This is a genomic window from Micromonospora sp. BRA006-A, assembly GCF_033433935.1.
Classification (GTDB): domain Bacteria; phylum Actinomycetota; class Actinomycetes; order Mycobacteriales; family Micromonosporaceae; genus Micromonospora; species Micromonospora aurantiaca.
Window position 1 is genome coordinate 6,063,423 of record NZ_JANCLW010000001.1, and the last position, 13,278, is coordinate 6,076,700.

Annotated in this window: 9 protein-coding genes and 1 pseudogene; 6 read left to right on the forward strand and 4 right to left on the reverse strand. The window is 73.1% G+C overall.

Features of this window, described 5'->3' with window-relative positions; all coding sequences use genetic code 11:
- Both NMK34_RS27720 and NMK34_RS27725 read right to left on the reverse strand, forming a co-directional pair.
- The coding region (locus tag NMK34_RS27720) for an IS5 family transposase (RefSeq protein ID WP_318336440.1) at positions 1-290 on the reverse strand (290 nt) is incomplete at its 3' end.
- 50 nt (positions 291-340) lie between these two features.
- On the reverse strand, positions 341-1,339 hold the full coding sequence (locus tag NMK34_RS27725) for a LacI family DNA-binding transcriptional regulator (protein WP_318335799.1): 999 nt from the start codon (positions 1,337-1,339) through the stop codon (positions 341-343).
- 150 nt (positions 1,340-1,489) lie between these two features.
- Between NMK34_RS27725 and NMK34_RS27730 the strand changes: the two genes are divergently transcribed.
- The 3 genes and pseudogenes from NMK34_RS27730 to NMK34_RS27740 all read left to right on the forward strand — a co-directional run bounded on the left by NMK34_RS27730 (position 1,490) and on the right by NMK34_RS27740 (position 4,308).
- Entirely contained in the window at positions 1,490-3,025 is a 1,536-nt protein-coding gene (locus tag NMK34_RS27730; RefSeq protein WP_318335800.1) for an alpha-N-arabinofuranosidase, read from the forward strand.
- Positions 3,026-3,303: 278 nt separating this feature from the next.
- Positions 3,304-3,732: pseudogene (locus tag NMK34_RS27735) on the forward strand (transposase); the annotation flags it as partial.
- A 33-nt stretch (positions 3,733-3,765) separates the two neighbouring features.
- The gene (locus NMK34_RS27740) at positions 3,766-4,308 is read left to right on the forward strand and encodes a phospholipase (RefSeq protein WP_262013160.1); all 543 of its coding nucleotides are present in this window, start codon (positions 3,766-3,768) and stop codon (positions 4,306-4,308) included.
- Between the two features lie 45 nt (positions 4,309-4,353).
- Here the strand turns inward: NMK34_RS27740 and NMK34_RS27745 are convergent, their stop codons facing one another.
- Positions 4,354-7,170 (reverse strand): ATP-binding protein, encoded by a 2,817-nt coding sequence (locus tag NMK34_RS27745; protein ID WP_412098929.1) that lies wholly within the window; start codon positions 7,168-7,170, stop codon positions 4,354-4,356.
- Between the two features lie 155 nt (positions 7,171-7,325).
- Positions 7,326-7,541, reverse strand: a complete 216-nt coding sequence (locus NMK34_RS27750) for an FmdB family zinc ribbon protein (protein ID WP_318335801.1) — start codon at positions 7,539-7,541, stop codon at positions 7,326-7,328.
- A 38-nt stretch (positions 7,542-7,579) separates the two neighbouring features.
- Between NMK34_RS27750 and NMK34_RS27755 the strand changes: the two genes are divergently transcribed.
- The 3 genes from NMK34_RS27755 (at position 7,580) to NMK34_RS27765 (ending at position 13,263) form a co-directional block, all read left to right on the forward strand.
- Entirely contained in the window at positions 7,580-8,815 is a 1,236-nt protein-coding gene (locus tag NMK34_RS27755) for a murein transglycosylase (protein WP_412098930.1), read from the forward strand.
- Between the two features lie 67 nt (positions 8,816-8,882).
- Positions 8,883-9,899, forward strand: a complete 1,017-nt coding sequence (locus NMK34_RS27760) for a GNAT family N-acetyltransferase (RefSeq protein WP_318336441.1) — start codon at positions 8,883-8,885, stop codon at positions 9,897-9,899.
- Between the two features lie 91 nt (positions 9,900-9,990).
- Positions 9,991-13,263, forward strand: coding sequence for a lamin tail domain-containing protein (locus NMK34_RS27765; protein ID WP_318335803.1), 3,273 nt, complete (start codon positions 9,991-9,993; stop codon positions 13,261-13,263).
- Positions 13,264-13,278: the final 15 nt, after the last annotated feature.

The window sequence follows — 13,278 nt, forward strand, 5'->3', positions numbered from 1 at the left end:
GAGTCGATGCTGATCGTCCACTGCACCGGTGTGCCGTCGTCGTACACCTGCGCCGAGAGGATCCGACCCCATGTCCCGTCGGCGCTCCACCGACGCAGGCGCTCGTGGCAGGTCTTCCACGGTCCGAAACGTTCGGGCAGGTCACGCCACGGCGCACCCGTGCGCAGCTTCCACAAAATCCCGTTGATCACCTGACGGTGATCCCGCCACCGCCCACGAGCACCGCCCGGCTCCGGTAGCAGCGGCGCGATCACCGCCCACGCCTCATCGGTCAGTTCACCACGACGCACCACCGACACATCGTCAACGATCAACCACTACAAGATCGGCAGGACACGCCCTAGGCGGACTCGCGCAGGGCCACGTGGTGGGGGGCCACCAGCTCGCGCGGTGGGGACTCGCGATCGGGGCCCAGGCGGCCCGCCAGCAGCTCGACCGCGAGGCGGGCGATGCGCTCCTTGTCGGGGGCGACCGTGGTCAGCGTCGGGATCGAGAAGCGGCCGTCCTCGATGTCGTCGAAGCCGGCCACCGCGACGTCCTCGGGCACGCGCAGGCCCATCTCGTGCAGGGCACGCAACGCGCCGAGCGCGAGCGTGTCGTTGAAGCAGAAGACGGCGTCGGGGCGTACCCCCGTGGTGAGCAGGTGCCGCATGGCGGCTGCGCCGTCCGCGCGGTGCCAGGCCGGCGCGGGCGCCGCCAGGCGCTCGTCATAGGCGATGCCGGCCTCGGTCAGCGCGGCGGTGTAGCCGGCCAGGCGGAGCCGGGCGCTGGCGCCCTCGGGGGTCGGCTGGGAGCCGATCGCGGCGATCCGGCGGCGGCCGAGCCCGATCAGGTGGGCGGTGATCTCGCGGGCTGCGGCCACGTTGTCGATCATGACGTGGTCGGCGATGCCGTGGTCGACGCGTTCGCCGAGCAGCACCATGGGCAGGCCGGCCAGCGCGGCGAGGTCGTCGGCGGTGAGCGCGAGCGGGCTCAGGATCAGGCCGTCGATCATGTGGTCGCCGATCCCGCTGGCGGCCTTGCGCTCCTGTTCGGAGCGGCCACCGGTCTGGTCGATGAGCACCGTCCAGCCGTGGTCGGCGGCGGCGGTGACGACGTGCCGGGCCAGCTCGGCGAAGTAGGGGATGTCCAGTTCGGGTACGGCCAGCGCGATCACCCCGGTGCGCCCCTTGCGCAGGTTGCGGGCCGACAGGTTGGGCCGGTAGTTGAGCGCGGCGATGGCCTCCTCGACGCGGGCCCGGGTGTCGGCGCGCACGTGCTGGTAGCCGTTGACGACGTTGGAGACGGTCTTCACCGACACTCCGGCGCGCTCCGCGACGTCCTTGAGCCTGTGCCGCACTGCACTTCCTTCCGGTGAACGCTGGCCGCACTGTACCGCGCCACGACGAGGCGACTGCCTCTTTACACAGGCGCTTACAACGTTGTAGAAACCACTGACAGCGGAGTGACAGCGGTCACCCGCACCAGCGGCGAGGGAGAGGTTGGCATCGTGCCGAACGCGCAGCTCACGATCGATCCGGCGTTCCGGGTCGCGCCGGCGGACCGCCGGATCTTCGGTTCCTTCGTCGAGCACATGGGCCGCTGCGTCTACGGCGGGGTGTACGAACCGGGCCACCCCACAGCCGATCGGCGAGGCCTGCGGCGCGACGTGCTGGACCTGACCCGTGAGCTGGGCGTCTCCGTGGTCCGCTACCCGGGCGGCAACTTCGTCTCCAGCTACCGCTGGGAGGACGGCATCGGCCCGGTCGGTGACCGCCCGCGCCGGCTCGACCTGGCCTGGAAGACCATCGAGACAAACGAGTTCGGGCTGGACGAGTTCATGACCTGGGCGGCCGAGGCCGGGGTCGAGCCGATGATGGCTGTCAACCTCGGCACCCGCGGCGTCACCGAGGCGCTCGACCTGCTGGAGTACACCAACCACCCGGGCGGCACCCGGCTGTCCGACCTGCGCCGTGAGCACGGCGCCGAGCAGCCGTACGGGGTGCGGCTGTGGTGCCTCGGCAACGAGATGGACGGACCGTGGCAGGTCGGGCACAAGACCGCCGACGAGTACGGCCGGCTCGCCGCCGAGACCGCCCGCGCGATGAAGATGATCGACCCGTCGATCAGCCTGGTCGCCTGCGGCAGCTCCGGCCGGGGGATGCCCACGTTCGCCGCGTGGGAGGCGACGGTGCTGGAACACACCTACGAGCACGTCGACTACATCTCCGCCCACACCTACTACGACCCCTCCGACGGTGACCGGGCCAGCCTGCTCGCCTCCGCCGTCGACATGGACGCCTTCATCACCGAGGTCGTCGCCACCGCCGACTACGTGGGCGCCAAGCTGCGGCAGAAGCGCAAGCTGAAGATCTCCTTCGACGAGTGGAACGTCTGGTACCAGTCCCGCCTCCAGTCCGACCTGGACCGGCGCGGCTGGGTCGAGGCGCCGGCGCTGATCGAGGACGACTACACGGCCGTCGACGCGGTGGTGGTGGGCGACCTGCTGATCACCCTGCTGCGGCACGCCGACCGCATCGGCGTGGCCTGCCAGGCGCAGCTCGCCAACGTGATCGCCCCGATCCGTACCCGCAACGGCGGCCCGGCCTGGCGGCAGAGCATCTTCCACCCGTTCGCGCTGACCGCCCGGTACGCCCGCGGCACCGTGCTGCGGACCGAGCCCACCGGCCCCACCTACGAGACCCGGCGGTACGGCGACGTGCCCGCGCTGGACACCGTCGCCGTGCACGACGAGGAGACCGGCGCGCTGGCCGTCTTCGCGGTCAACCGCAGCTCGCAGGACGTCCCGCTCGACCTGGACCTGCGCGGCCTGCCCGGCCTGCGGGCCGAGGCGCACACCACCGTGGCGGCCGGAACCGACCCGGACGCCACGAACACCGAGGCGGACCCGCAGCGGGTCACACCCCGGAACCTCGCCACTCCCGCTGTCGACGGCGGCCGGGTCTCCGTGCTGCTGCCGGCCACCTCCTGGAACCTGCTGCGCTTCGTGCCGGTGGTGGCGCGTGTACGTGCTGCCAAGGGGTGACCGGGTAAGGAAGGGCCCCTTGTTAACGCCTCCGGTAGTAGAAGGGCCCCTTCTTAGTGAGCGTTTGAGAAGTGGTGGGGTTGGGCGGCGTGTCGTGTTGGAGGTGAGGGAAGGCCCTCGGTAGGTCCGGTGGTGTCGAGCCAACCGTTTCCGTGCCGAGGGCCTTCTGATGTCGTTGTACCCGATCGTCGATGCGCAGTCCGCTTCGCCCCGCCGTTATCCGCCGCAGCGGGTTCGGCGGGAGCGGGAACGGGCGGCGCGGCGGCGGTACCACTCAGGTCGAGAGGATGCTTGATGCGCACCCTCTTGCCGGGGTCCTGACCTCGATGCCCGGCATCGGCGTCAGGACCGCAGCCCGGATCCTGCTCGAAGTCGGCGACGGCACCGCCTTCCCCACCCCCGGCCACCTCGCCGCCTACGCAGGCCTGGCCCCCGTCACCCGACGCTCCGGCAGCAGCATCCGCGGCGAACACCCACCCCGAGGCGGCAACAAGAACCTCAAACGCGCCTTCTTCCTCGCCGCCTTCGCGTCTCTGGCAGACCCGGTCAGCCGCGCCTACTACGAGCGCAAACGCGCCGAAGGCAAACGTCACAACGCCGCCCTCATCTGCCTCGCCCGACGCCGCTGCGACGTCCTGTTCGCCATGCTCCGCGACAAGATCCCCTACCAACCACGGCCGAGAGATCAGGCACCCGTCCCCGCTTGACGAAACCCATAGGGACACCCCCCGGAGGTTCCCGTGTCCCGTCGACTCGCCACCACCCTCGCCGCCGGCGCACTCGCCCTGCTCACGCTGCTCGGCCTGGCCACACCGGCCGCCGCCGCGGTGAGCACCCAGCAGAAGCTGTCCGTCCTGACCAGTTGGACGCAGACCAGCGCGTCCAGCTACAACGCCTGGAACAGCGCCCGGCAGAACCGGGCGCCCTGGACCGAGTACGGCTTCGACTGGTCCACCGACTACTGCTCGTCCAGCCCGGACAACCCGATCGGGTTCAACTTCAAGCTCTCCTGCTACCGGCACGACTTCGGCTACCGCAACCACAAGGCGATGGGCGTCTTCTCGTCCAGCAAGTCCCGCCTGGACAGCGCCTTCTACGCGGATCTGAAGCGGGTCTGCGCCACGTACAACGCGGTGGTCCGGCCCGCCTGCTACAGCCTCGCCTGGACGTACTACCAGGCGGTGAGCGTCTTCGGCTCGGTCGCCGCGGTGTCCCAGGCCGACCTCGACCGCGCCGCCCGGATGAAGGCCGACGCCCAGCGCCGCGCCGCCGCGCCCGCCTGACGCACCGCACGGGGAGTCCGCCACCAGGCGGGCTCCCCGCCGCGTTCAGCCGGCCGTGCTGCGCGGCTCGAACGCCGGCCACGAACCCGGCGTCTGCGTGCCGAACCGGGGCGAGTCGGCCGCCAGGTCCGGGTGCTCGACGTGCAGCGCCAGCGCCGCCACCTCGTCCAGCCGCAGCCCCGTCCCGGCGCCGTATGCGGCGTCGAACGCCTCGTCGCCGAGCACCCGCCGCAGTTCCGCCTGCCGGGCCGACCAGTACGGGCCGTATATCCCCGGCGTGGCCCGCAGGTTCGCCCGGGTGGCCTGCGCCGCCCCGAACAGCCGGGCCGCCGCCAGCGCGTCCCCGGCGAGCGCGCAGCGTACCGCTATCGCGTTTATCGTGTCGCAGGCCCGGCCCAGGTAGCCGTGGCTCATCCGGGACCGCAACGCCACCAGCAGGTGCTCGTGCGCGGCGACCAGATCACCCCGGGCCAGGGCCACCATGCCGAGCAGCATGTCCACCGACCGGCCGCCCCGCTCGGCCGGCCGGGCCGCCTCCACCGGGCGGGCCGCGGCGAGCAGGTCGGCCGCCTCGTCCAGCGCGCCCCGGCGCCAGAGCAGCTCGGCGAGGTTGTAGACGGCCAGCAGCGCGTCCCCCACCACGTCCTGCGCGTACGCCCAGTCGATCACCTCGCGGCAGATCCGCTCCGCCTCGGCGAACTGCCCCATGTCGACGAGTGGCGCCGCGCGCCCGGCCAGCACCCGGGCCAGCAGACCCCGGTCGCCGGACTGCCGGGCGGCCGCCTCGGCCCGCTGCGAGTACCGCAGCTCCTCGCCGAACTCGCCGTCCGCGCCCGCGTGCAGCGAGTGCATGTGGTACGCGGCCGCCAGTTCGGCGTCCGGCATCGGCTCGCCGGTCTCGGCGAGCCGGCCGTAGAGCCGGAACAGCCAGAGCCGCCCCTCCCGGGCCAGCCCGCGCTCCCGCCACCACTGATCCAGGTCACCGGCGAGCGACAGACCCGACCGGGCGCTGCCGCCGGTGGCACACCAGCGCAACGCGGCCCGCAACTCGTTCGCCAGCGGGTCGAGCGCGTACAGGGAGAGTGTCACCGGGCGGCCGTCCGGGCCCAGGTGCGCCCGGTCCAGCGCGTGCCGGCACCAGGCGACGTGCCGGTCCCGGGCGCTCTGTTCCTCGCCGGCCTCGACCAGCCGCCGGGCCGCGTACGCGCGGATCGGGTCGAGCATCCGGTAGGTGCTGCCGGAGGCGTGCGGCTCGGCCAGCACCATCGACTTGTCCACCAGCACCGAGAGCGGGTCGAGCGGGTCCTCGTCGAGCAGCCACTGCACGGTCGGCAGGTCCACCGGGCCGGCGAACACCGCCATCCAGCGCAGCAGCCGCGCCGAGCGCGCGCCGAGCGTCCGGTACGACCAGGTCACAGTGGCCTGGATGGTCAGGTGCCGCTCGCTCGCCGACCGCTGCACCGCCCGGGTCGCCGGGGTGGGCGGCGCGGCGCCGGTCGCGGCGGCCACCAGGTCCACAGTGTCCTGCTGGTTGCCGCTCCAGCCCGCCTCCACCGGTGGCGGTTCCGCCGTCTCCCGCCCGGCGTCGAGCGTGCCCAGCATGTCGTCCAGCCGCTCGGCCAGTTGCCCGGCCGAGAGCACCCGCAGCCGGGCGGCGGCAAGCTCTATGGCCAGCGGCAACCCGTCCAGGCGGCGTACCACCCGGTGCAGGTCTGCCTGCTCGGCCGGCTCCGGCGACCGGCCGCCCCGCGCCACGGCGGTACGGTCCAGCAGCAGTGCCACCGCGTCGCTCCCCCCGCCGTCGGGGCCCTCGTCCACAGACAGCGGCGGTATCCGCCACACCACCTCGCCGGGCACGCCGAACGACTCCCGGCTGGTCGCCAGCACCCGCACACCCCGGCCACCCGCGAGCAGCCGGCCGATCACCTCGGCCGACGCGGCGGTCTGGGCGTCGCAGGTGTCGAGCAGCACGAGCATCCGGCGCGGTGCCGCGTACTCCACGAGGGTGTCGACCATCGGCCGGCCGGGCTCCGGGCGGAGGCCGAGCACGGCGGCGATCTCGAACGCCACCAGCCCCGGGTCGGTCACTGCGGCGATGTCGACGAACCAGACGCCGTCCGGGTGGTCCTCGACGAGTCCGGAGGCCAGCTCCACCGCCAGCCGGGTCTTGCCGGCGCCGCCCGCGCCGAGCACCGTCACCAGCCGGTACGCCTCGACCAGCCGCCCCAGCTCGGCGCGCTCGGCCTGCCGGCCGACGAACGAGGTGACCTGGGTGGGCAGGTTGTGCGCTGTCGCGTCGGCGGTACGGGGACGCGGGAACCGCCGCTCCAACCCGGGCGCGACGAGCTGGAACAGCCGCTCCCGGTCGTCGAAGCCGCGCAGCCGGTGCAGTCCGAGGTCCAGCAGGGACACCCCGTCCGGCAGCGGGTCGGCGTGCCGGGCGGTGGCGGCCGAGCAGAGCACCTGACCGCCGTGCGCGGCGGCGGCCACCCGGGCGGCCCGGTGCACCTCGGGGCTGGCGTACTCGCCGTCGCGGGGCTCGGCGTAGCCGGTGTGCAGTCCCATCCGTACCCGGGGGGTGGCGTCCGGGTTGGGCCACTCGTGCCCGGCGAGCGCGCGCTGCGCGGTCAGGCAGGCGCGGACCGCGGCGGCGGCGTCGGGAAACGCGAGGAAGAACGAGTCCCCCTCGGTCAGCAGTTCGGCCCCGTCGGTGCCGGCCAGGGTGTCGCGCAGCAGCCGCCGGTGCTCGTGCAGGACCGGGCGGTAGACCGGGCCGAGCATCCGGGCCAGCCGCGTCGAGCCCTCGATGTCGGTGAACACGAAGGTCACCCATCCGCTGGGGAGGTGGTGTCCTTGCGACATACGTCGAACCTCCGCCCGGTGACGTCGGGTTCATGCTGCCCTATGGTCGTGCCGTCACGCATCGTGAGAACGGCTGGGCAGATTCCGCCCCAAGGTGCCAAAGGATCACACCGGCGGCAAGACCCCGATCGACCCGCGGGACGGAAGGCGGAAAGTCAGCAGCCGCAGGAGCCGCCGCAGCAACCACCGCCGCTGGGAATCCCACCACTCGGGGCGGAGCCGCCCCGTCCGGTGACGGCCACCGTGGACAGCAGTTTCACCGTGTCGGCGTGGCCCTGCGGGCAGGTGGCCGGCTGCGCGGCCTCGGCCATCGGACGGCTGACCTCGAAGGTGTCGCCGCAGGCGCGGCAACGGAACTCGTACCGGGGCATGTCCCAAGCGTACGGCCGGGCCTGACGTCGCCACCCGGATGGGTGATACTCGACGGGTGGTGGACGGCGAACGGCGAGCGACGGCCCGGCCCCTGCGACCCGCCGCGCCACCCGACGGCGGCGCCCCGGCCGTACCGCGGCCCCGCCGACCCGGCGCCGAGCCGATCGAGAAGCCGCAGATCAAGCCGGACGCCGAGCCCGACGCGGACGCCGAGCCCGATGAGAAGCCGCAGCCAGAGCCGGGCGCGAAGGCGGACGCCGAGCCCGGGTCGGGCGGGGACGAGCAGCCGGATTCCGCACCGGAGACGAAGGCCGAGGCGGCGGCCGAGAGCGGCGGGCGGCGTCGGCGGATGCCGTTCGCGCACGCCGTCCGGACGCGCCCGAGGCAGCTCACCGTCGGCGCGGCCCGGGCCACCCGCGCCTGGTCCCGGCGGCCCGGCGGGCGCACCACGCTGCCCGCGCTGTTCCTGCTCGCCCTGGTCGCCGCCGCCACCACCGCCGGTGCGGTGGTCGTACCGGCCGCGGTCGGCCGGCCGGAGACGGTCGCCGGGGCCACGCCGTCGCAGAGCGTGCCACAGACCGCCGCGGCGCCCGCCACACCGCCGTTGCCGGAACTGACCGGCCTGCCCGGCACCGCCGCGCCCACCGGCACACCGCTGCCCGGTGCGACCACCGCCCCGGTGCTGCCCACCGGGCGCCCGGCCGACGCGCTCACCGGCTGGGCGCAGCGGGTCAGCGCGGTGACCGGCGTCCCCGTGGTGGCGCTCCAGGCGTACGCGTACGCCGAACTGGTGCTCGCCCAGACCAACCGTGGGTGCCAGCTGAGCTGGACCACGCTGGCCGCCATCGGGTACGTCGAGTCGCGCCACGGCGCGGCGAACGGCGCCACGCTGCAAGCCGACGGCCGGGCCCTGCCGGAGATCAAGGGAGAGCCGCTCGACGGGCAGGGCGGCCGGTCCCGCATCCTCGACACCGACCAGGGGCTGCTCGACGGCGACCGGGTCCACGACCGGGCGCTCGGCCCGATGCAGTTCATCCCGACCACCTGGCAGGAGATCGGCGCGGACGCCGACGCCGACGGCGTGAAGAACCCGCACGACATCGACGACGCGGCGCTGGCCGCCGGGCTCTACCTGTGCAAGGGCGGCCGGAACATGACCATCCCCGGTGACTGGTGGGGCGCCATCCTGTCCTACAACGATGTGCGTCGGTACGCCCAGGCCGTCTTCGACAAGGCCGACGAGTACGGCAGGCTCAGCCGCAACGTGAGGTGACCGCTCGCGTACATTCGCGGACTGAACCCTTCCCCCCGGCTGCCGTTGACGGCAAGCTAGACGGGTGATGGTGCGCGAGTGGGATCCCAGGACCGCGTCGTCCGCCGAGATCGCGTCCCTGCTGGACACGCTGAACGCGGTCCTGGCGGCCGATCTGCCGCAGGACCCGCCTTGGCGGGAGAGCTCCATGCGGGAGTATCTGTCCGAGGTGATGCCCGGCGAGCGGCGGATCTCGTGGGTCGCGCAGGACGACGACGCCCCGGACGGCACGCCCGGGGCGATCCTCGGGCATGTGCACGTGCTGCTGCTCGGCGGGATTGGCGTGCTCGAGGTGCTGGTGCACCCGGCGGTCCGGCGCAGCGGGATCGGCCGTGAGCTGGTGCGGGTGGCCGCCCGCCGGGTCTGGGACGAGGGCTTCCAGTCGATCGGCGTGGAGGTGGTCGGCGACACCCCGGCCGTGGGGTTCTACGAGTCGCTGGGCTTCACCCGCGACTACGTGGAGACCCGCAGCGTGCTCGACCTGCGCTCGGTGGACTGGCCGGCGCTCACCGAGATGGCCGCCGAGGTCGGCGCGGGCTACCGCGTGGAGTTCTGGCCGGGTGGCCCGCCGGACGAGCTGATCGAGGCGTACGCGCGGGCGAAGGCCGAGGTGCGCGACTCCGACGACGTGGAGCTGCGGCCCAGCTCCTACGACCCGGACCGGCTGCGCGACAGCCTCGCCACGCTGCACCGGCGCGGCATGAAGCCGTACATCGTGCTGGCGTTGCACGAGCAGACCGGCGAGGTGGCCGGGTTGACCGAGGTGGTGGTGCCGGCGCAGCACCCGACCCGGGCCGACCAGTACGACACGATCGTCGTCCACGACCACCGCGGCTACGGCATCGACCGGGCCATCAAGGCGCGGATGCTGCTGGAACTGCGCTCGGCCGAGCCCGAGGTGGCCGAGGTGCAGACCTGGAACGCGCAGGACAACGAGTCGATGCTGAAGGTCAACGCCGAGCTGGGCTACCGCCCCGACCGCGACTGGTGCGAATACGGTGTGGACGTCGCCGAACTGGTGCACCGGCTGGACAGTCACCGCTGACCGTTCACCGCCCGGCCATCGAAGGGCTGGACGGTGTACCCACGAGAGCCTTAACGTTCGTTAGTTCCTGTCCACCCATCGTGGAGGCCCCATGCGCCCGCGCCGCACCCTCGCCGCGCTCGCGACCACCGCCGCCGTCACCCTCACGGCGATCGCTGTCGCACCCACCGCGGCCAGCGCCGCGCCCACCGACCTCTTCATCTCGGAGTACGTCGAGGGGTCGTCGAACAACAAGGCCGTCGAGCTGTACAACGGCACCGGCGCCCCGATCGACCTGGCCGCCGGCGGCTACCAGCTCCAGCTCTTCTTCAACGGCGCCACCACCTCGACGAACGTGGCCCTCAGCGGGACCGTCGCCGCCGGTGACGTGTTCGTCTTCGCCGCCGCGGCGGCCGCGCCGGCGATCCTCGCCCAGGCCGACCAGACGTACTCCGGTTCGCTGTTCAACGGCGACGACGCGATCGTGCTGCGCAAGGGTGGCACGATGGTCGACTCCCTCGGCCAGGTCGGCGTCGACCCGGGCACCGAGTGGGGCAGCGGACTCACCAGCACGGCGGACAACACGCTGCGCCGCCTGCCCTCGGTGACCGGCGGCGACACCGACCCGGCGGACCCGTTCGACCCGGCCGCGCAGTGGGCCGGCTTCGCCACCGACACGTTCGACGGGCTGGGCAGCCACACCGTCGGCGGCGGCGGACCGGTCGACCAGCCGGCCACCCTGGCCTGCGGCGGCGCGCTGACGCTGTCGGCGGGCGCCACCGCGACCCGCGAGGTGACCGCGACCGACGCCGACGACACGATCACCGACCTGGTGGTCACCTCGGTCGTGCCGGTGCCGGCGAGCGGCTCGATCAGCCGTACCGCGTTCACCCCAGCGACCGCCGACGGCGGCACGGCCACCGCGACGCTCACCGCCACCGGCCTGCCGGCGGGTGGCTACGCGGTCACCGTGACGTCCACCGACGCCGACGGCGACAGCGCCACCTGCACGCTCACCGTGCAGGCCACGAGCGTGCTGTCGATCGGCGAGGTGCAGGGCCGCACCGCCGACGACGAGGACGGCCGCACCGACCGGTCGCCGCTCGCGCCGGCCGGCGGCAACGGCACCAGTTCCATGCTGTACGACGTCCGCGGCGTCATCACGGGCATGTCGCTGACCCGCAGCTCGGCCGGGGCCGACCAGTGGGGCTTCTACCTCCAGAGCCGGCTCGGCACCGAGGACGGCGACCCGCTGACCTCCGACGGCCTGTTCGTCTTCATGGGCTCGTTCACCACGCTGATCGGCGGGTACGCCCCGGCCGCCGGTGACGAGGTCGTGCTGCGCGGCCGGGTCTCCGAGTACTTCAACCAGACCCAGCTCTCCGGCGCCTCGCTGGTCCGCAAGCTGGACTCCGGCCTCGACGTGGACACCGCCGTCCGGGTCGACGACGCGGTCCCGCCGGCCGAGGCGGCCGCCGCCGACCTGTTCTGGGAGCGGCACGAGGGCGAGCGGATGCGGGTACGCGCCGGCAGCGGCGTCTCCGCGCCCCGGCACATCTACTCCTCCACCGCCGACTCCGAGATCTACGTACTGGACCGCGAGGATCCGATCATGAAGCGGTCCGACCCGTACGCCCGCCGGGTGTTCAGGGACGCGCACCCGCTCGACGACATCCCCGGCACGCTGTTCGACAACGGCAACAACCAGCGCATCCTGCTGGGTGCGGGCGGCGTGAAGGCGACCGCCGGTGACTCCCGGGCGCTGCTGCCCGAGGCGCGCACGTTCGACACGCTCACCGAGGACGCCTACGGCTCCGTCTCGTACGCCTTCAGCAAGTACAGCGTGCAGCCCGAGCAGCTCACCCTGACCGGTGGCGCCGACCCGGCCGCGAACCACCCGCCGCAGCCGGCCGACCGCGGCAGCGAGGTAGCGATCGCCACCTACAACGTGGAGAACCTGTACGACTACCGGGACGACCCGTTCGACGGCTGCGACTTCGCCGGCAACACCGGCTGCCCCGGCGTCAGCCCGCCGTTCGACTACGTGCCGGCGAGCCCGGAGGCGTACGCCGCCAAGCTCGCAGTGCAGGCCCGGCAGATCGTCCAGTCGCTGCACAGCCCGGATCTGATCCTGGTGCAGGAGGCCGAGGACCAGGACATCTGCTCGGTGGTCGACGGCGCTCTGGCCTGCGGCGACACCAACAACGCCGACGGCGCGCCGGACACCGTGCAGGAGCTGGCGCTCGCCATCGCGGCGAACGGCGGCCCGGCGTACGCCGCCGCGTACGACCGGACCGGCGCGGACGCCCGGGGCATCGCCTCGGCGTTCCTCTACCGCATCGACCGGCTGACGCTGGCCGAGGCGACCGCTGCGGACCCGCTGCTGGGCTCCGCCCCGACGGTCCAGTACCGCTCGGCGGCGCTGCCGTCCAACGCCGACGTGCAGAACCCCAAGGCGCTCAACGCGGTGCTGCCGGCCGACGTGGACCGGTCGACCGGGGTGGACGGCAGCAACGTCTACACCCGCGCGGCGCAGGTGGCCCGGTTCACTGTGAAGGCCGGTCCCGGGTCGAGCGAGCGGTTCACGCTCTGGGCGGTCGCCAACCACTTCTCGTCCGGGCCGGACAGCCGGGTCGGGCAGCGCCGCGAGCAGGCCGCGTACGGTGCGGCGATCGTGCAGGCGGCCGAGGCGAGCGACCCGAACGCCCGCGTGGTGTACGGCGGCGACCTGAACGTCTTCCCCCGCCCGGACGACCCGATCGCCACCGCCCAGAACCCGACCCCGTCGGACCAGCTCGCCCCGCTGTACGAGGCCGGGCTGCACAACCTCTGGGACGACCTGGTGAGGGACGCGCCGGCGTCGGCGTACTCGTACACCTTCAGCGGGCAGGCGCAGACGCTGGACAACCTGTTCGTCAACGACCCGATGCACGACGACCTGGTGCAGGTACGGACGGCGCACATCAACGCCGACTACCCGACCGACGCGCCGGAGCTGGGCGACCGGGGCGCCAGCGACCATGACCCGCAGGTGGCCCGGTTCCGGTCGCGCGCCTCGCTGCGGGTCGCGGACACCTCGGTCACCGAGGGAGACAAGGGCACCAGCACGATGACGTTCACTGTCACCGTGTCCCGCCCGCTCTCCGAGCCGGCCCTGATCTGCGCCACCACCTACGGCACCACCGCCCAGGCCGGGTCGGACTACGACCCGTACGTGGGCTGCCGGGTGCTGGCCGCGGGCCGGACCTCGCTGACGTTCCCGGTCACCGTGCGCGGTGACCGTAAGCGCGAGGCGGACGAGAAGCTCACGCTGTACGTGGCCGGGGTGCCGGGCCTGCGGCTGGCCGACCCGTCCGGCATCGGGACGATTCTGAACGACGACTGAGCGGTGTACCGCGCG